We start from the raw sequence: 18,976 nt of genomic DNA on the forward strand, positions 1-18,976 counted from the left end.
CAATCTATGCCTACCGCCCGTATATTTCAGCGCCCCAAGAACGCGATGCAGTCCGGCAAGGCCCGGACGCACACCTGGGCCCTCGAATTCGAACCCGCCGAAGCGAAGCAGCCCGATCCGCTGACCGGCTGGGCCGGCAGTGGCGACACGCGCGACCAAGTGAAGTTGAGCTTTCCCTCGCAAGAGGCTGCGGTGGCGTATTGCGAGGCGCAAGGCTTCGATTACGAACTGATCGCGGCGCCGGAGCGCAAGTTGAAGCTGCAGGCTTACGCCGATAATTTCCGGTAAGACCAAGATTTTTCGCGTGTAGACGCGTTATTGCCCTGCGATTTCGGCGAGCAATCCGCTGCCGAGCAGCAACAGCATCTTGGCGTCGATCGCAACGCCGGCTCGGCGCTTTTCGGCAACGAAACCCGCGACCGCCTCCGGTGCGACGCGGTGGACGGTGATGTTCTCCTGCGCGTCGCCGCCGCCATCGCCGGTGCGGGTGAGGCCGGTCGCGACGACGAGAGTGAAGCTTTCCGAGGTCATGCCCGGCGAGGAGTAGAATTCGCCGCGTTCCTCGACGATCGTCGCGAGATAGCCGGTTTCCTCTTCCAGTTCGCGGCGTGCCGCATCGGCGACGTCTTCGACGGCGTTTTCGTCACCGACCAGTCCGGCGGGAAGTTCGAGACAGGTGCGGCCAAGCGGCACGCGATGCTGTTCGACAAGCAGCAACTGGCCCTCGCCATCGATCGCGACGATTACCGCAGCGGTGATCGAACCGACTCGCTCGGCATATTCCCAGCTGCCGGCCTTGCGAACGGAAAGGTATTTGCCGTGCCACACGGTATCAATGGTCATAGTTCGATCAATCGGTCCGGAAGTTCGTTGATGTCGTGCGCTGCGGGCGGGACGTGTTCGGCAAGGACGATGCCGATCCGTCGGATCGCCGCGACCATGCCGTCGCCGGGCCGGCCGTCGCGCGTCGCTTCGAGCAATGCGGCCATCGCTTCGCCCCAGACATCCGGTTCCACGCGAGCGTGGATCGTCGCGTCGGCGATGATCTCGGCACGGTGTTCGTCGAGCGACAGGTAGAGCAGCACGCCGGTGGCATTGCGCGTGCGCGTCTCGGCACTTGCCCGAAAGAGTGCGCGCGCGCGGGCATGGACGCGGCGCGCTTCGGTGCCGCCCGGTGTCAACGCGAGGCGCAGCGGCATCCACGCCAGGACCAGCCGTACGACGAGAAAGGTGACCACCAGCAACACCAGCGCGACGGTGAACAGGCCGCCGGGCGAGGGCGCGCCATCCCAGGGATCGGCGACGAGGCCGTGCAGCCATATCGCCACACCGGGACGGAACGCCAGCATCGCGAGCATCAGCAGCATCGCGAGCACCGTCCAGTGCAGCGCCACGTCGTGATATTTGTCCGATCGCCGGGCAACGATCGTAACGATTTCGCCCGCGGTGTCGCGCTCCGCGGCGGTCACGGCCTCGGCAACGCGGTTGCGATCGGCTTCGGTCAGGCGCATGTCACCAACTCCCCGAGGCGCCACCGCCTCCGAAATCGCCACCACCGCCACCGGTGAAGCCGCCGCCGCCCCAACTGCCGTCACTGCCGCCACCGGAGCCGCCGCCACTCCAACCCCCGCCAGTCCAACTGCTGCCGCGCGAACGGCCGATCTCGTTGGCGATGCTCCACAACACGATCGGCAGCGCGCCGCCGTCGCCATCGCTGCGATAGCGCTTGCCCCATGGTCCCGCCCGCTTTCGCCCGCGTAGTAGCGGGATCAGCACGAACAGCAGGATGATTACCCAGATGACGAGTCCGAACGGCACACCGCCACCGCTGTCGTTCGAGGCGGAGCGGCGGTGGACCTGATCGAATTGCTTCGTCGCCGCGTCCAGCCGCGCCTGCGCTTCCTCGGGCGAGGCGCGGAGTTGCGTCGCGATGGCATCGACGCCGGCGGTGACCCCACCGGGAATGTCACCCGCCTTCAGTCGCGGCAGCATGTCGGTGTTGATGATGACGCCAGACAGGGCATCGGTCAGGATCGGCTCGAGGCCGCGACCGACCTCGATCCGCGCACCGCGCTGACCGGCCGGTGCATTGGGGGCGATGAACAATACCACGCCGTTGTTGACGTCGCGCAACCCCACGCCCCAATCGCGACCGAGCTTATAACCATATTCCTCGTTGGAATAGCCTTGCAGGTCCGGAATCGTCGCGACCACCAGCTGGCGCCGGGTATCTTTCTGCAAAGCCTCCAGCTTCGCCGTCAGCGCCGCCTCCGTTTCCGGGGGCAGGACATTCGCGGCATCGACGACGAGACCGGTGAATTTCGGAAAGGTCTGCGCCGCCGCCGGCGCGACGATCAGCCACGCCAGCACCAGCAGCAGCGCCGCCCGTACAGTCCCCAGTAGCCGGACGCCGCGTATCATCCCCGTCAGCTCGCATTCCCGAAGTTGACGGTCGGTGCCTGTTCGGCGCCCGGTGTGGTCGCCGCGAACGGCGTCAGCGGTTTGGCGCCATAAAAGATGCGCGCGCCGACAGCGTCGGGGAAGGTGCGGATGCGGGTGTTATAAGCCTGCACCGCGGTGTTGTAGTCGGTACGCGCGATGGTGATGCGGTTCTCGGTGCCTTCCAGCTGGCTCATCAGCGTGGTGTAATTGCCCTGGCTTTTGAGCTCGGGGTACGCTTCCTGCAAACGTTGCAAGGACAGCGTCACCGCACCTTGCGCGCGCTCGAATGCCTGCATCTTGGCGGGGTCGGTCAGCTGATCGCCGCTCAGCTTGACCTGACTGGCGCCGGCGCGGGCCTGTGTAACCTGAACAAGGATGTCCTTTTCCTGCGCGCCCGCCGCCTTCACGGTCGATACGAGGTTGGGGATCAGGTCGGCGCGGCGCTGATACTGGTTCTGCACATCCGCCCAGCGCGCCTTCGCGTTCTCTTCCGCAGTCGGCACGGAATTGATGCCACAGCCGGCCAGCGACACCGCTGCGGTGGCGGTGAGGGCAACGGCGGCAATGGGGCGAAGCGACGACATGGACATCCTCCTGAACGGCTCTGTCCTATGCATATAGGACAGTGATCGGGCTTGGCGAAGGGCTATTCGCCGCCTAACCTCGGTTCGTCAGGCATGTAACGAGGGACGCGCGATCATGTTCAAGGAATTCAAGATCTTCATCGCGCGCGGTAACGTGCTCGACCTCGCCGTGGCGGTGATCATCGGTGCGGCGTTCGGCAAGATCGTGACGTCGCTGACCGAGGACGTGATCATGCCGGTGATCGGCAAGATCTTCGGCGGGCTGGATTTTTCCGGCTATTTCCTGCGCATGGGACCGGTGCCCGCGAATTACGGCGGTTCGCTTTCGGATTACGCTGCGCTGAAGAAGGCAGGAGTGCCGTTGCTGGGCTATGGCGAGTTCATCACGCAGGCGGCGAATTTCGTGATCGTCGCCTTCATCATCTTCATGATCGTGCGAGCGGTGAACCGGTTGATGCCGAAGCCGGAAGTGCCGGCAGCTGCGGCGCCGGTAGAGCCAGCGGACGTGACGCTGTTGCGTGAAATCCGGGACGAACTGAAGGCGCGCCCGCGGGTTTGATGTCCTGTGATTCTCCCCCGTGCCGGCGGGGGAGGAGTATCTTATGCAGCGACGAGGTGCTCCGCCGTCGCATCGGCGAGGCTGGTGCCATCGAGAATGCGTGCCGTCTCATCGCGAACCCGCATCATCGCGTGGCGGATGGCGCAATCGGCTTCGCTCTTGCAGTCGTTGCAGGGACGATAGGCGGTGCGGCTGACGCAGGGAACGAGCGCCAGCGGGCCTTCGATCACGCGGATCACCTCGCCCAGAGAAATCAGATGCGCGGGGCGGGTGAGGACGTAGCCGCCCATCTTGCCGCGGGTGCTAGCCAGCAGGCCGGCGTCACGCAGATCGGCGAGGATGAGTTCGAGGAACTTGCGCGGCACGTTCGCGGCGATCGCGATCCGGCCCATCGGGATGGGCGGGGTGGCGGCGGGTGCTTCGGCGAGGAACAGCATCGCGCGCAGCGCGTAGCGGGAACGCTGGGTCAACATGATGGCCGCCGTATGAGCGCATAATGTGGCGAGTGAAAGGCGCGGATTGCAGACGCTTGTCGTCTCGCCTATATAGGACGGGCCGGCTTCCAGCCGGCTATGGCGATAAACGGTGGCGTTGCATAGACGCAGCGGACCCGGGGGCAGTACCCGGCGGCTCCACCACCGCAACTGAGCGATCAGATGCGATGACGGGGCCGAACTAGGATCGACGTGTGTTGAAATGCGCTGTCTTTCGCTCGGAATGGGACCACCGCAACGGCCCATTACACAAGTGCCAACGATAACGAAGCACTCGCGATTGCGGCGTAACTGATGGCCTAACGGCCTGACGTTATACCAAGATTACGCGGTTGGACCCACCGGGCAACAGAAGGGATTCCAGCGGTACGGGGAGCACCGGGCAACAGAAGCTCCCCACCTTTTTCGATATGGCGGGACCATTGGGTCGTCTCTGCGCAGGCGAGAATCATGTCGTAGGTCCGCTACCCCGCACCGGCGGAATCCATACCCTCATTTCGTCATCCCCGCGTAGGCGGGGATACATATTGGCTGGCCTCACGGCTCCGTCGCTACGGTCGCGACTATGGATCCCCGCCTGCGCGGGGATGACGAGTGGTGTGAGGGCCGTCCGTCTTGCCCTATCCCCTCCGTCATCCCGGCGAACCATGGCTGCCAGATCGCTGCGGTTCCATCCTATCACCAGCCCAGCGCCTCCATGGGTCCCGGCGTTCGCCGGGATGACGGAATAAGGTATCGGACGAATCGCTAGCGGTTGTCCCTACCGCTGCGCCCCGGCCACCGGGTTGTTGCCCCACAGGCGGTCATAGGACCAGCCGGACAAATCCTCGACCACCGCGGCATGTTCCGGATCGGCGGGCTGGCGTTCGCCGCTGCGGAAGCGCTCGATCTCGTCGAGCAGGATCGCGTGGGTGCGCGGGTCGAGGCGGAAGCGGGTCGATACCAGCGATCCGAAGATCAGCATCGCCAATGTACCTGCGCCGAGCACCCCGACGATGGCGGCGATGGCGGTCGGGCTTTGCGTGGTCGCCTTGGACACGAAGCCGGATGCACCCATCACCTGCCCGACGAGGATTACGGCCAGCGCCTGACTCATTTTACGGACGAAGGTCATGACGCCGGCAAATGCGCCTTCGCGGCGGCGACCGGTGACGATTTCGTCGACATCCGCCATGTAATTGTAGGTCGCCCACGGGATGTAGTTGAGCGCGCCGCGGCCGAGGCCGGCGAACACGACCGGGAGCCAGAACAAGGCCGAGGTCGCGGTGTAGCCGGCGGCGTACATGGCGAGGAAGATCACCACACCGATCGCGAAGCTGAGTGCGGCGAAGCGGTAGGCGGCGGCCGGCGACAGGCGCAGCGCGAAGTTGATCGCGAGGACCACGGCGACCAGCTGGACGATATAGGTGACGCCGACCAGCTGCCCGACGATCGCGGTCGAACCGGCAAGCGCGAAGATCACGAAATAGGTGAAGGCGGCGTTATAGATGTCTTGGCTGATATAGCCGCCGAGATACATGCCGAGGTGCAGGCGGAACGCACGGATACGCAGCGTCGAGAACAGGTTGCGGTAGAGTGCCGCGAATGCCGCGCCGAGCGTCGGCTTGTCGTGGACTTCGGTTTCGGCGAGTTCGGGCGGTCGCTGGCGTTCCCAGCTAAAGGTATAGAGCAGCCCCGCCGCACCCATGAACAGGGCGGAGAAGATGATGCCCATATAGAGGTAGGTGTCGGGTGAATCCGGTCCGAGATACGCGATCAGCCATGCCGGCAGGAACGCCGCGGCGATCGCGGAACACTGGCCGCACAGGATGCGCGCGCCGGCGAACTTCGCCTTGGTCTTGTAATCGGTCGCCATTTCCGACGCGAGCGTCTCGTACGGGATGATCTCCATGGCGTACACCATCTCGAACAACACGTAGGTGACGAGATAATACCAGAAGCTCTGCCCGGCGACCCACATGATCGCGAACGAGGGCAGCAAGGGGATCGCGGCGAGGATGAAGAAGCGGCGGCGACCGAACTTCCGTCCCAGCCACGTCCGGCCGATATTGTCGGAGACATGGCCGATCAGCGGGCTGGTGAACGCGTCGAGCACCCGCGCCACGCCGAAGATGATCGTCGCCTGCACCGCGGAAAGGCCGCAGAAGCTGGTGTAGAAGATCAGGATCCACGTCGAGATGACCGCCATCGAGCCGGCGCCGAGGACGTCGTTCGAGCCATAGGCGAGGAGGTTGTACCAATGCACCGGGCGTGATGGTGCGGTTGGCAGAACGGGTGCGGCGGCGCCAAAGGTCTTTGGGGGGTCGGTGGCCATGTGCTGTGTCCTGTTAGCCCCTCCTCTTCAGGGGAGGGGTTGGGGTGGGGCCTGTCCGCGGGCGTCGGTCTCGGTGAGACATCCCCCACCCCCAGCCCCTCCCCTGAAGGGGAGGGGAGAAATTGAGGTGCCCTCCCCTGAAGGGGAGGGGCTTATGTTCGTGTCAGATGTACGTGCGCAGGAATTCGCCGAGGGCGACCATCGCGAGGCTCTGGCCGTAGGGCATCGAGGTGAGGGCGATGTCCTTGTAGAATTGCTGCGTGTCGCCCATCGCGGTGCCGAAGCTCACCTGTTTCAGCTCGCCGGCGTCGTCGATGTTGGCGAGGACGCCGCGGACGGCCTTGATGCCGACCGTCTCGTAATGGCGCGGCAGATAGCCCTTACGGACGCCCTTCAGGATGCCATAGGCGAAGCCCGCGGTCGCCGACGCTTCGAGGTAGCTCGACGGGTCCATGATCAGCGTGTGCCACAGGCCCGTGTCCGCATCCTGCGTCTCGGCGAGGGTCTTCACCTGCGCCTCGAGCGTGTCGATCAGGAACATGCGCAGCGCGTCGCCCTGCGGAAGGTCGAGGATCTCGATGATCTCGGGGATCGCGATCGTCACCCAGCAATTGCCGCGCGCCCACAGCGCCTCGGCGAAATTGTGCCGGCCGTTGAAGTCCCAGCCGTGGAACCACAGGCCGGTCTTCTTGTCGAACAAATACTTGATGTGGACGAGGAACTGGCGCTTCGCCTCCTCTATATAATGCGGGCGGTTCAGCAGCAGGCCGATCTTGGCGAGCGGCAGCACCGACATCATCAGCGTGTCGTCCCACATCTCACCGGGATTCTCGTCGTTGTAGACGATGTGCTGGAACCCGCCCTCTTCGGTCTTGGGCAGGCCGTCCGGCGCCATCAGCCATTCGGCCCAGGTGTCGAGATAGGGGATGTAGCGCGGATCGGGCTCGTGCTCGTAGAGGTAGGCGAGCGTGATGAACGGCGCGACGGTGTTGATGTTCTTGGTCGGCGTGCCCTCGGCGAAGCGATCCTCGAACCACTGCTTGATGATCGCCAGCGCGGCCTTGTCGCCGGTCTGTTCGTAATAGCGCCACATGCCGAACAGGCCGACGCCGTGGGTCCATTCCCAGCCGGCCCAGCCCTTGGTGTCGATGATGCGGCCATCCTCCAGATGGAGCAGGAATTCGCCGGTCTCGTCCTTGATGTTGACGAGGTTGTCCATCAGCTTGGCGATGGCGGCGGTGACCTCCTGCCGGGGAATGTCGTGGGTGAGGGCGGCCAATTAGTGTCTCCTGGGCTTGAACGGGGTGGCGGCATAATCGCGCGCCATCTGTCGGTAGAGGTCGAGAAAGGCGGGATCGGCGTCGTAGCGGCCGCCGTGGTGTTCCGGGGGCTTCGGGCCGGCGGGCGCGGGTGCTGCGCCCGGTGCTTCCGCCGCGTTGATGCCTTGCGAGAGCAGGTTGGGCTTCGGGCCTTCGCCGGCGTTGATGCCGCCGCGGGTAAAGATCGCCTCCTGATGCCGCGTCGGTTCCCAGATGAAGCTGCCCCAGCCGTTCGGCTGGGCATGGACGAGGTCGTTGACGTAGCGCTTGCGCGACGAATATTCGAGCGCGATGAAGCCGTGGTCCGGATAGGCTTTGGTGAAGCCGTCGAACGTTCGCTGCCAATCGCCCTGTGCCGCCTGCTGGTAGCAGGAGAAGCCGGTCGCGTCGAAGCGGACGCCGCGCTCGATCAACTGGTCCATCCAGTGGCGGACGATCGGCCAGTGCCGGCCGAGATGGTTGTGGACAGCGACCTTCGCGTCGGGCGTGCTTTCGCGTGCGCCGGCGATCCCGGCCTTCAGTAGCGCCGCGAAGCGGTCGTAACCGCCTGCGCCCGGTACGTTCATGTGCACCGCATCGGTCTGCGGATTGCCGGTCGGGATGGTCAGCGGCACGCGGCCGTCGGGCCACAGCATGCCGAACGTCGTCTCGTTGCCGATCACGACGAGGTCGGGGTAGGCGTTGCCCCGCTTCAGCGCGGTGAGCGCGTCGACGGTGTGGCGGTGGACGGCGTCGACCAGCTTCGCAAAGGGCAGCGTCGCCCAGGCGGCGGGCTTGTCCTGATGCTGCGGGTCGGCCCAGGTGTCGGAATAGTGCAGCGTCAGCGAGAAGTGGAAGCCGGCCTGCTTGATGCGGCGACCGAACGCGACCGTCTGCGCGATGTCGCACCACGGGCCGCCGGGCTTGCCCTTCGAATAGCCGTTGGCGGGATCGACGAACAGGCGCAGCTTGATCGCGTTGAAGCCGGCATCGCGCAGGATCGTGAGCGGATCGCGCTGTTTACCGTTGGCGAGATAGGTCGCGCCGGCGGCCTCGTCCTCGGGCAGCCACGATACGTCCGCGCCGAGCAAATAGGGCCACGGGCGGGTCGCGGCGGCGCGTGCGGGGGCAAGGCCAGCGACACCGGCGGCGGCTACCCCGAGCCCGAGCGTGCGGCGGGTGATCGCGGTCATTTCGGCGGCGCCGGGCTTTGCGGCGCGGCGACCATCGTCACCGGCAGGCCGCCCTTGACCGAGCGCATCGTCAACAGCTTCACCGGCTCCAGCACGTCGCCGGGCGCGCCATCGGAGGTAACGGCGAGCGCGATCGTGTTCGTGCCGTGGTGGTTGAGGATACCCTCGGGGATCGGGAAGACGCGTTGCGGGCCGACATGGGCGATGAACTGGCCCATGTTCCAGCCGTTGACGAACAGCAATGCGCGGTATCTGGCGACCGAGCGCGGTGTCGTCGTATCGCCGAACGCGACGGCGACCGTCGTGTCCTGCCCCTTGGGCAGCGCGAGGTCGAAGCGGGTGCGATACCATGTCGTACCCGGCTGCACGCTGGCAGGTGCGGCCTGCCACTTTGCATCGTCGAAGCCGGGCAGGTGCCAGCCGTTGCGTTCGCCGTACTGGCCGCCGTTGTTGGCGACGCCACGGGCGGGATCGGGCAGGTCTTCGCCGCCCTGCTTGCCCTGGATCTTCCACGCGATCGGCACGGCGAAGCTGCGGCCGCCGGGGGCCTCGATCGAGGCGGAGATCAGCCCGCGCGCTTCCTTGTGCGCGTCGTCGCTGTCGAGGTCCCAGTTGTGGCCGTTGTTGCGGACCATGATGCTGACGACATGCTCGCCGCTGCCCTGGACGCTGGCGGGCAGGTCGAAGCGGGCGGTGCCGGTGGTGATCGGGCGGGGCAGGCCGCCGGGCAACTCGTGCTGGCCGACGAACTCGCCATCGACCCACACCTGCACCATGCCGGAGCCGCCCGCGCCGTAATAAAGGGCGATCTGCCTCGCGTCGGGCGTGCCGGTGAAGCGGCCACGATACCAGACGTCGCCGTCGTGGAAGCCGTAGGCGTCCATCGACAGATTGGGCTGGCCATCGGGCCGCGCGGTGATGCTGGCGTAGGGCTTGCCCTCCGCCGCCTGCCATGTGCTGTCGTCGAAGCCGGGCTGCGTCTCGGGCGAGCCGTAGGCGGCACGCCACGTCAGCGACGGCAACGTGACGGCGGCGGGGCCGGCAAGCGGGCGGGTGGCGACGCGGCTGCCGATCGGCGTGGTGCGCATCGCGATTGGCTGGCCGTTCCAGCGGATCGTCCTGAAGGTCGCGGGCGCCCAGACTTCCAACGGAGTGGCTTCCCGTGTGTCGCCGCTCAGCCAAAGGGTGCCACCGTGCTCCTGCGAACGCAGGAGCCCAGGGTCACGGGCGGTATGCTTCTGGCTCTGGGTTCCTGCGTTCGCAGGATCACGGGTGGTGCTACGGACGAGCGCCGGGCCGCGGACGAGGGCGGGACCTTGTCGCCAGTAGCGGACTGCCTCAGCCTCGTCGGCGAGGATCAGCGTCAGCGGCGGACGGCCGCCGCCCTCGATCCGCACGACGGCGCGGCCCTGGTGCGGGTAGTTGAGGCGCAGGTCGCCTTTCGCTGCGTCGAACTGGCTGGTCGCCTGTCCTTCGAGCACGCGGACCTGTGGAGCGGAGGCGTAGCGCAGCACCGTCTCGCCGTTTTCGCCGGCGCGGCCGTAGAGCAGCATCAGGTCGCTGCCGTCCGCACTCAACGCCGCCTGTAGCTCGGACGTCGAATAGACCAACCGCTGCTTGCCGATGGTCACGCCCGCGACCAGCCATTTGGCGTCGAAGCCGTTGAGGCGCATCGGCTCGGCGGCAGGAAAGGTGTAGCGGCCGTCGGGCAGGTCGGCGGTGATCGTGAAGCCATCGTCGGTGCTGCCGTTCGACGGCTTGTGCGTCACCATCAGGAAGCGCGCGTCGGTCTCCGGGCTTTTGTCGTGATAGACCTGCACGTTGGGCGACGACACGACCGGCTCGCCCGCCGGAACCATGCCGGCGAGGTCGGGCACGGTGGCGATCAGGCCGCCCAGTTGCTTCATCTCCTCCGCCTTCGCGCGGAGTTCGCGCGGTTCCGAGATGGCGGAGCCGTAATCGTAGCTGGTGAACACCACTGGGGCAGGCAACCAGCCCCAGCTGGTGCCGCCATAGCCCATGTAGACGCTCTGGATGTCGATGCCGTTGGCGAGATTGGTGCCGTAGAACACGCGCTGGAATCGCTTGCCGCGCTGGATCGCGTTGCATTCGTAGCCGCCGTTCGATCCCCAATAATCGAACCAGCCGCCGCCGAATTCGGCGAGGAAGGCGGGCGTGTCGGGCGAGGCGGATGCGCCGCCCTTCGCGCCGCCGGGGCCGTAATAGCCCCAGTCGGGTGCGGCCGATCCGCGCGTCGGCTTGCCAGCCACGGTGCAGGTGCCGCCGGGATAGCCGTCGAAAGCGTAGAGGTCGTTGGGGCCGTGGACGACGTTCTCGACCTTGCTGCTCTCTGGCACCCAATAGCCATTGCGGCCCTGATCGTTGTGGAACAGCGGCACGGTGATGCCGTCGCCGCGCGCCTTGGCGTAGAGGTGGTCCATGTAGCGGCGCTGGGCCGGGGTGGTGAGGGCCAGCTCGTTCTCGATCTGGTGGAGGATGACCGTCCCACCATTGTTGATCTGGTGGCGGGCGATGATCGCGTCGATCCGGGTCAGCCATTCGTCGGCCGCCGCCATATAGGCGGGATCGTCGGTGCGGGCGCGGCCGCGCTGGTTGACCAGCCATCCGGGGAAGCCGCCGCGCGACAGCTCCGCGTTCACGTACGGGCCGGCGCGGGTGATGACGTACAGACCCTCTTCCGCCGCCTCGCGCAGGACGCGGTCCATGTCGCGGATGCCGGTGAAGTCGTACACACCCTGTTTCGGGCTGTGATAGCCCCAGTCGAAGTAGATCGCGACGGTGTTGAAGCCGCTCGCCTTCAGCTTTTGCAGGACGTCGCGCCACAGGTCGGGGCTGGGTAGGCGAAAGGGATGGAATTCGGCGGACCAGATCACCTGGCGCTTCCCATCGATCATCAGCGAGCGCGCGTCGTAGCTAACGCGGCCGAAGGTTTTCACCGGCGCGGCGAGGTTTTCGGTGGGTTTGGCGACCTGCGCGTGCGCGGTGGTGGCGAGCAGGAAGGCGAGCATCCCGCCCGCAGTGCGCTTAATCATGGTGGAAGATCATCGGCAACGGGGTTTCGACCGGGCGGTTGTCCGGCTCGACCTCCATCAGCGGGGCCATGTAATCCCACCAGCGCTTCATCACCGGATGGTCGGGCAGCGCGTCGCGGTCGTTGTCCTCGGCCAGCTTGAGCACCGCGAACAGCGACAGCGTGACTTCGTCGAGGAAAATAGAATAATCATGGATGCCGCTGTCGGTGAGCAGCGTCGACAGTTCGGGCCAGATTTCGTCGTGGCGGCGGCGATATTCGTCGATGACGCCGGGCTTCAGCTGCATCTTGAATGCGTGGATCGACACGAAACCCCTCCAGACCATTATATGGAATTGGTATGTAGGATTTGGTAAGCCGTTATCCGGTCGCCGTCAAACGCTAAGCGCGCCAGAGTGGTGTGTTCGTGACACGCAGGTCGGTCGCATCCTCGACCCGGAATGGCGGGCGGCCGTCGGGCGTGGCGGTGGCGAGCGTCAGGCCGTCGATCACCAGCCCGCGCGCGTGACGGACCCACAGGCCCCAGGCCGCCGTGACGCCGAACATGCTCGGTTCGGGGTATGCGGTGGCGAGTTCCTCCGGCCGGCGGGCGGCGTCCGCGGCGGTGCCGCCGCCGGCGTAGGTGAGGCTTATGTCCTTCAGGCGGACGTTCTCGACGGGGCGATCGGGCAGGCCGGCGATGATGGCGGCGAAGCGATGATCGATGCCGCTGGCGTCGACCTGTTCGATCAGCACGCCCCGGATCGCCCCAACACCGGTGCCGGCGGGGCCGCGGCGGCGGTCACCGATGCGCAGGAACAGGGGCGCGGTGGTGATGTCGCGCATCGTCAGCCGGCGCGCGACGACGTTCTCCATGACGCCGCCATCGACCGTCTCCAGCGCGAGGCCGCGGCAATGGTGGAAGGTGCAATCCTCGATAAGGATGTTGCGATAGCCGCCGTTGCTCTCGGTGCCGAGCTTGATGCGCCCGGTGGGGCGGTCGCGATCGGGGGCGAGGAGTTGCGTCGTGCGGCGGGTGCCGTCGAGCATCGTACCGAGGTCGTAGCCGCTGACCGCGCAGTGACGCACGACGACATTCTCCGCCGGGATGGCGCGGCCGAGGGCGAAGCTGCTCTTGATAACGATCGCGTCGTCATTGGGCGTGTTGACCCGGCAGCGTTCGACAATCGTGTCGGCGACGCAATCGAGGTCGATGCCGTCGCGATCGGTATCGATCGACAGGTCGTGGATGTGCAGGCCCCGCGTGCCGGTCGCGAGGATGGCGAAGTGGCCGCATTGGTGCATCGTGAAGCCGGACAGGCGGATGTTACGCCCGTTCTTCAGCGCGATGGCCTTGTTGCCGAGGCCGTTCATGCGGGTGGCGTCGGGTTCGAGTTTCGCGATCTCCGCTGCGGTCATCTGGCGCATCGACAGCGGGCGTTCGCCGGTCTGTGCCTTCCACCGCGCGCCGGGGCCATCGCGGGTCAGGCCGAGGCCATGGATCGCGCCCGAGCCGGTGATCGCGACGTCCTCGACATCCTCGCCCCAGATCAGGCTGTTGCGCCAATGGCTGTGGCCGAAGTCCTGGTAGAGTTGCTCGCCGTTGTCTTCCGGCAGGTCGTAACCCGTGCCGGTCGCGGCCTCGATCACCGCGCCCTTGGCCAGCACGATGGTGACGCGGCTGCGCAGGCGGATCGAGTAGCAGCGGTAGCGGCCGGCGGGGATGGTGACGGTGCCGCCTTGCGGGCGCGATGCCGCGGCGGCGATGGCGGCGTTGATCGCGGGGGAGTCGAGCGCCTTGCCGTCGCCCTTCGCGCCGTGGTCGCGGACGTCGATCATCTTCGCGGCATGGGCGGGGAAGGGGAGGAGGATGGTGGCGGCAATGCCGACACCCACGTCCCTGCGTGTGACTGGCGTTCTCACCACGCACATCCGTCATGCCCGGCGTGTTCCGGCATCCACTCATCCGCGAGGGATTCCCTCGCGGTACGGTGGACCCCGGAACGAGTCCGGGGTGACGGCTGGGATTTGGTGAGCGTCGGCTCCACCATCTGTCCTATTGCAGGTTCACGTAGGCGCCGCCGTCGACCAGCAGCGAAGCGCCGGTGACATATTGCGACAGGTCCGACGCGAGGAAGACGGTCGGCCCGACGAGGTCCTCCGGCTGGCCGAGGCGACCGAGCGGAATGCGGCCCTCCATGTACGACCGCTTCGCCTGATCGGCGAGGTCGTCCTTGTTGATGTCGGTCAGGATCGTGCCGGGGAACAGCGAGTTGCAGCGGATGCCGTGCTTGCCGAGTGCGATCGCGACGGACTGCATCAGCGAATGCAGGCCCGCCTTGGTCGGGGTGTAATGCGTCTGGTATTCGCCGCCGACCAGCGCCGAGATCGACGACATGGCGATGATTGATCCGCCGTCGCCCTGTTTCACCATCTGGTTCGCCGCCGCCTGAACCATGAAATAGGCGCCGTGCAGATTGACCTTCATCGTCCGCTCGAACGTCTCGACCGGCATGTCGAGAAAGGCGTGGAAGGGGCAGATGCCGGCATTGTTGACGAACACGTCGACGCGGCCCAGCGCCGCCACCGCCCTGCCGACGAAATCGGTCGCGGTGGCAGGATCGGACACGTCGCCCTGCACCGCGATGCCCTTGCGGCCCAGCGCCTCGATCTCGGCGACGGCGGCGTTGGCGCCGTCGACGTCGCGGCTGAAGTTCAGCGCGACGTTCGCACCGTGCTTTGCGCAGCCGATCGCCACGGCGCGGCCGATGCCGGCCGACGCGCCGGTGACCAGCACGGTCTTGCCTTCGAGCAACATCCTATTCTCCTTGGGTCTTCAGTCGGTGGACGGCTCGAAGCCGAGTTCGTGGCTGATCGCGTCTGCGGTGGCGCGGACTTCGTCGGACAGCGCGGTCATGCGATCGTCGCTCATATATTGCGCGGCGGTGGACACGCTGATGGCGCCGACGATCTTGCGGGCGGCATCGCGGATCGGTGCCGCGACGCAGCGGATCTGGTCCTCGTTCTCCTCGAGGTCGAAGGCGCGGCCGCAGGCGGCATAGCCTTCCATCCGCTCCCGCCAGACCGCGGCGTCCGCTTTCATCGATCCCGCCGCCTGATCCGCGGCGAAGCGCTCGTCCCAATAGGCGGGAGGCGAGTCTATCATCAGCGCCTTGCCGAGTCCGGTCGAACTGAGCGGCTGGCGATCGCCGACACGGCTGGAGATGGTGATGCGGCGCCGGCCCGGCACCTTGTCGAGGTAGAGCGCGAAATCGCCGTCGAACACGCCGAGGTGCACGGTATCCTCGGTCGAGGCGGCGAGTTCCTCGAGATGCGGGCGCGCGACTTGCACCAGATCGGCCTGGGCCTGCGCCAGCGTGCCGAGCAGCAGCAGCTTCGGCCCCAGCCGGTAACCGGCGCGCGGGGTGAAGGCGAGGTAGCCGCGATCGACCAGCGCGGACAGCAGCCGGTGGGTCGTGCTCTTGGTGAGGTCGAGCCTCGTCGCGAGTTCGCTCAACGTCAGCACTTCGTGACTGACAGCCTCGATCAGGTCGAGCCCGCGCATCAGCGTCTGGCTGCCCGCGCCAACCGAACCGCCAGCCAGATTGGGGGCGTCGGGTTTGTCGATCATTGCCGTGGTGCTCATGTCCACTCCTTAGGACTCCTTCTTACATCCTGGCAATGTAACAAGCGACCGGCCGCCGCAGCAGCGACGACCGGCCGAGGGGGAGGAACGGGTCAGAACTTAAGCTGGAAACCGGCGAAGAACCGCTGGCCGGGATAGTAGACTTCCTGCGTCCCGATGCCTTTGACATACGAACGGGAATATTCCTTCCCGATATTCTGCATCTCCATGAAGATGCTGTAATGCCATTCCGGGAAGCGGAAGGTCACCTTGCCGTCCAGATAGCCTTCGGCCTGACGATAAATCGGCAGGTTGCCGTTGTTCGCGTCAGCGACAGTGACCAGCCAGTCGGAACGGTAGTTGTAGCTCATGCGGGCATTCAGGAAGCCCTTATCGTAGAAGATGCTGGCGTTATACGTCCACTTCGAAAGGCCGGGATATTCGTCGAGCGGCAAACCGGTCGCCGAATTGGTCAGGTTTGTGCGGATCGCGCGCGCCCACGTGACGTTGCCCGACGCGCCGAACCCGTCGAACGGCTTGGGCAGGAAGGTGAAGGCGGTCTGCGCGCTCGCCTCGATACCGTCGAGGAGGGCGCCGAAGCCGTTGACCGGCTGGCGCACGGTGTAGAGCAGGCCATCGCCGAACAGGTCGACACCCGAACGGGTGACGTTCGGCACCACGAAGCTCTTCTCGTATTTCTTGTAATAGCCGAGGCTCAGCAACGTATCGCGGTTGGGATACCAGGCGAGGTTCACTTCCCACTGGTCGGCGCGATAGGGGACGAGGTTCGGATTGCCCGCGGTGCAGGTGTCGTCCGCCGCCGCGATCGTAACGTCGTCGAGGCAGTTGATGTTCGGCACCAGATCGGTCGGCCTTGGGCGTGCGAGGTTCTTGGCCCAGTTCGCGCGCGCGACGAGGTTCGGCGTGATCTCCAGCGCGAGATTGAACGCCGGCAGCCAGTCAGTGTAGCTGTTCTTCAGCGACAACTGCTGTGCCGCCAGTACGACGGTTTCGTTGGCCGTGTTCGCCGCGTTCCGCCGGGTGATGCGGCTGACGTTGGTGCCGGTGCCGGTATCCGTCGTCTTGAGATAGCGGATACCGCCGTTGCCGGTCAGGTGCATGCCGAGCACGTCGCTATCGAGATTGAACTTCAGATAGGCGGCGGTGATGTTCTCATCGATCTTGATGTTCGGGATCTGCGGCAAGCCATCGGCGAAGCGCACGGTGTCCTGATTGAAACGCGACAAGTCGTAATATCGCTCCAGTACCGCCTGATTGAACAGAGGCACCGCAATCCGGCTGGGGGCACTTTCGGGAACGACGCTGAGACCGGTGAACAGCGGTGCACCGCCGCTGATGCCGCTGTTGCCGGCGATCAGCTGCTGATATTCGGCCTGTGTAATGTTGAAGTTGTTGCCGTTGCGTCGCACCGGCACCTGTGCATTTACGCGGTCGATCGTGGTGGTGAACGACTGGTTGTTGTCCGTCTGATAGACCAGTGGCGTAACGCCCGGCGCGGACAGAAGGCGGAAGCCGCCGTTGGTGTAGTTCAGGAACTTCTGCTCGCGGTATTGACCGCCGTATTCAATGCTCTTCAGCGGACCAGCTTCGACTTCATAGTCGACGTCGAGCTTCAACTGGAATTCGGAGTTGTTGAAATCCTGCGGCCGGTACTGAACCGTCGGTCCCGCCTGCCCCGCATTACCGGGACGATTGAAGTCGGCATAGATGCTGGGATCGGCGGGGTTGATCGCGCTCGGATAGATGAAGACCGGCAGGCCGAGATCATTGCGGCGATCAACCGCAATGCCGCCTACGCCAGTCGAATAGGACACCAGATTGGTGTTGTTGATCGTGCGTGCCGTCGCCTTGGAAATCAGGCCCTTCATCTGCATGCGATCGACATTCCAGTCGAAGCCGCCGAGGAAATACTTGGACTTCTGATCATAGTCGAAATCGCGGCGCTGAACGCTGAGGATGTTGCTCGACCCGTTGAAATTGGGGGCCGCCGCGGTGCCGATGTTCACCGAGTTGAGCGCGTTGGTCCAGCTGGTGACGACGTGATTCTCATCCACCGTAGCGGTGCCGCGCGTGATCTGCGGACGCGAGGTGCCGCCGGACGCATTGGCGGCGAGTGGCGCGTCGGTCTGGAAGCGTTCGAACCGCGACGTATCGATGGCATAGTTGGTGTCCGACAGTCGCTGGTTGCGGTTGTTTACCTGTGCTTCGCCGAACACGCGGAAGTTGTTGGTGAATTCATACTGCGCCGTAAAGTCGGCCGAGATGCGCTTGTCGCGGCGGACAAGATTACGATAGCGGACCGTCGACGGGATCCAGTCGAAGAACTGGGTTTCGCAGGCGAGGCGATTGGCCGTGGCGGATGCCGCGGTGGTGCCCGTGACGCCCGCGCAGCTGCCATAGGTGTTGAATGCCGAATACGTCGAGTTCGCTACCGTCTTCTGATCCGTACGATCGAAATCGGCAAAGCGGTTGAAGTTGGTGTTGCTGATATAATCCTGACGCGTCGTCTTGTCGTCATAGGTTACGTTCAGCAGGACGCCGAGGCGGTCGGTGAACAGGCTCGGGGTGCCCAGCACCAGCGTGCCACGCGGACGCCAGTCCTGCGTGGTGTCGAGATGCTGTTCGGAGAAGACGAGCGTCCCGAGGGGCTTCTTCAGTTCCAGCGGCTTGCGCGTTTCGACCGACACAGTGCCGCCGATGCCGCCCTCGGTCAGGTCGACCGAATAACCTTTGTAGACGTCGATCGACTTGACCAGCTCGGTCGCGAGCTCGCGGAAGTCGCCGGCGCGGGTGCCCGTTGCGGACACCTGGCTGACGCCGTTGATCTCGACGCGGTTGAGGTCCGGTTCGACGCCGCGGATCGATACCTGCGTGCCTTCACCAAAATCGCGGCTCAGCTGCACGCCGGTGACGCGCGACAGCGAATCGCCAATGTTCTTGTCGGGGAAGCTGGCGATGTCGTCGGCGACGATCGAGTCGACGACGGTGCCGGCGTTGCGCTTGCGGGCGATGGCCGATTGCAGCGAGGCGCGGGTGCCGACGACCAGGATGTCTTCGGGCGAGGCTTCGGGGCTGGCCTGTGCTGCATCCTGTGCGGCGGGAGCGGCCTGTGCGGCGTCCTGCACCGGGGGATTGGCGGCCGGGGTTTCCGCTGCTGCCTTCGGCTCGACGGCCGCAGACGACGGCGCGATGTTGCGGTCTTCCGGCGGGGCCGTTTCCGGACGCGCGCCCGGCGCGGGCGCCTGACCGTTGGTCGTCTGGGCGCTGGCGGGTGCGATCGCGCAGCCCAGCGCGATGGCGAGCGCGGAGGTGGTCGCGAGCGTGCGGCGGGTGCCTCGGCTGATGGTCATATCGTATCTCCCCTTGGATGCCGCGTGGAGCGGCCTGTGGGCGTTGCGTGTCGCAATCGCCCCAT

Annotated in this window: 16 protein-coding genes and 1 other RNA gene; 3 read left to right on the plus strand and 14 right to left on the minus strand. The window is 65.5% G+C overall.

Annotated features, from left to right (window positions below):
• The first annotated feature begins 6 nt into the window (after positions 1 to 6).
• Positions 7 to 288, plus strand: coding sequence for an ETC complex I subunit (locus LRA87_RS14400; protein WP_230632477.1), 282 nt, complete (start codon positions 7 to 9; stop codon positions 286 to 288).
• Positions 289 to 315: 27 nt separating this feature from the next.
• Here LRA87_RS14400 and LRA87_RS14405 read toward each other — a convergent pair whose 3' ends face one another.
• From LRA87_RS14405 to LRA87_RS14420, 4 genes are read right to left on the minus strand one after another with little or no spacing between them, the layout of a single operon-like run.
• Positions 316 to 843: an NUDIX hydrolase gene (locus LRA87_RS14405; protein WP_230632478.1), complete on the minus strand. Its 528-nt coding sequence runs from the start codon at positions 841 to 843 to the stop codon at positions 316 to 318.
• Complete coding sequence (locus LRA87_RS14410; protein ID WP_230632479.1) at positions 840 to 1,511, minus strand: TPM domain-containing protein; 672 nt, start codon at positions 1,509 to 1,511, stop codon at positions 840 to 842. Before LRA87_RS14410 ends, LRA87_RS14405 begins: the two co-directional genes overlap by 4 nt.
• A 1-nt stretch (position 1,512) precedes the next feature.
• On the minus strand, positions 1,513 to 2,421 hold the full coding sequence (locus LRA87_RS14415) for a TPM domain-containing protein (RefSeq protein ID WP_230632480.1): 909 nt from the start codon (positions 2,419 to 2,421) through the stop codon (positions 1,513 to 1,515).
• Between the two features lie 5 nt (positions 2,422 to 2,426).
• Entirely contained in the window at positions 2,427 to 3,032 is a 606-nt protein-coding gene (locus tag LRA87_RS14420; RefSeq protein ID WP_230632481.1) for a LemA family protein, read from the minus strand.
• Positions 3,033 to 3,141: 109 nt separating this feature from the next.
• Here LRA87_RS14420 and mscL point away from each other — a divergent pair, with 109 nt between their 5' ends.
• Entirely contained in the window at positions 3,142 to 3,585 is a 444-nt protein-coding gene (gene mscL, locus LRA87_RS14425; protein ID WP_230632482.1) for a large conductance mechanosensitive channel protein MscL, read from the plus strand.
• A gap of 41 nt (positions 3,586 to 3,626) precedes the next feature.
• Here mscL and LRA87_RS14430 read toward each other — a convergent pair whose 3' ends face one another.
• Entirely contained in the window at positions 3,627 to 4,058 is a 432-nt protein-coding gene (locus LRA87_RS14430; RefSeq protein ID WP_230632483.1) for an RrF2 family transcriptional regulator, read from the minus strand.
• A 42-nt stretch (positions 4,059 to 4,100) separates the two neighbouring features.
• Here LRA87_RS14430 and ssrA point away from each other — a divergent pair.
• Positions 4,101 to 4,442: a transfer-messenger RNA gene (ssrA, locus tag LRA87_RS14435) on the plus strand.
• Positions 4,443 to 4,839: 397 nt separating this feature from the next.
• On the opposite strand, the gene LRA87_RS14440 is transcribed toward ssrA, so the two are convergent.
• From LRA87_RS14440 to LRA87_RS14480, 9 genes are all read right to left on the minus strand, one after another.
• Positions 4,840 to 6,393 carry an MFS transporter gene (locus LRA87_RS14440; RefSeq protein WP_230632484.1) on the minus strand — a complete coding sequence of 518 codons (1,554 nt, stop codon included), beginning with the start codon at positions 6,391 to 6,393 and terminating at the stop codon, positions 4,840 to 4,842.
• Between the two features lie 163 nt (positions 6,394 to 6,556).
• Positions 6,557 to 7,672 carry a beta-galactosidase BglB gene (bglB, locus tag LRA87_RS14445; RefSeq protein ID WP_230632485.1) on the minus strand — a complete coding sequence of 372 codons (1,116 nt, stop codon included), beginning with the start codon at positions 7,670 to 7,672 and terminating at the stop codon, positions 6,557 to 6,559.
• On the minus strand, positions 7,673 to 8,884 hold the full coding sequence (locus tag LRA87_RS14450; RefSeq protein WP_230632486.1) for a glycosyl hydrolase 53 family protein: 1,212 nt from the start codon (positions 8,882 to 8,884) through the stop codon (positions 7,673 to 7,675).
• Positions 8,881 to 11,937 carry a beta-galactosidase gene (locus tag LRA87_RS14455; RefSeq protein ID WP_230632487.1) on the minus strand — a complete coding sequence of 1,019 codons (3,057 nt, stop codon included), beginning with the start codon at positions 11,935 to 11,937 and terminating at the stop codon, positions 8,881 to 8,883. Before LRA87_RS14455 ends, LRA87_RS14450 begins: the two co-directional genes overlap by 4 nt.
• The gene (gene rhaM / locus LRA87_RS14460) at positions 11,930 to 12,244 is read right to left on the minus strand and encodes an L-rhamnose mutarotase (RefSeq protein WP_230632488.1); all 315 of its coding nucleotides are present in this window, start codon (positions 12,242 to 12,244) and stop codon (positions 11,930 to 11,932) included. The genes LRA87_RS14455 and rhaM overlap by 8 nt, the downstream gene beginning before the upstream one ends.
• 73 nt (positions 12,245 to 12,317) lie before the next feature.
• On the minus strand, positions 12,318 to 13,838 hold the full coding sequence (locus LRA87_RS14465) for a rhamnogalacturonidase (protein ID WP_230632489.1): 1,521 nt from the start codon (positions 13,836 to 13,838) through the stop codon (positions 12,318 to 12,320).
• A 133-nt stretch (positions 13,839 to 13,971) separates the two neighbouring features.
• Complete coding sequence (locus tag LRA87_RS14470; RefSeq protein WP_230632490.1) at positions 13,972 to 14,733, minus strand: SDR family NAD(P)-dependent oxidoreductase; 762 nt, start codon at positions 14,731 to 14,733, stop codon at positions 13,972 to 13,974.
• 18 nt (positions 14,734 to 14,751) lie between these two features.
• On the minus strand, positions 14,752 to 15,546 hold the full coding sequence (locus tag LRA87_RS14475; protein WP_230781623.1) for an IclR family transcriptional regulator: 795 nt from the start codon (positions 15,544 to 15,546) through the stop codon (positions 14,752 to 14,754).
• A 107-nt stretch (positions 15,547 to 15,653) separates the two neighbouring features.
• Positions 15,654 to 18,911, minus strand: coding sequence for a TonB-dependent receptor (locus LRA87_RS14480; protein WP_230632491.1), 3,258 nt, complete (start codon positions 18,909 to 18,911; stop codon positions 15,654 to 15,656).
• Positions 18,912 to 18,976: the final 65 nt, after the last annotated feature.

Origin of the sequence: Sphingomonas sp. Leaf37, assembly GCF_920939475.1 — a bacterium.
Classification (GTDB): Bacteria; Pseudomonadota; Alphaproteobacteria; order Sphingomonadales; family Sphingomonadaceae; genus Sphingomonas.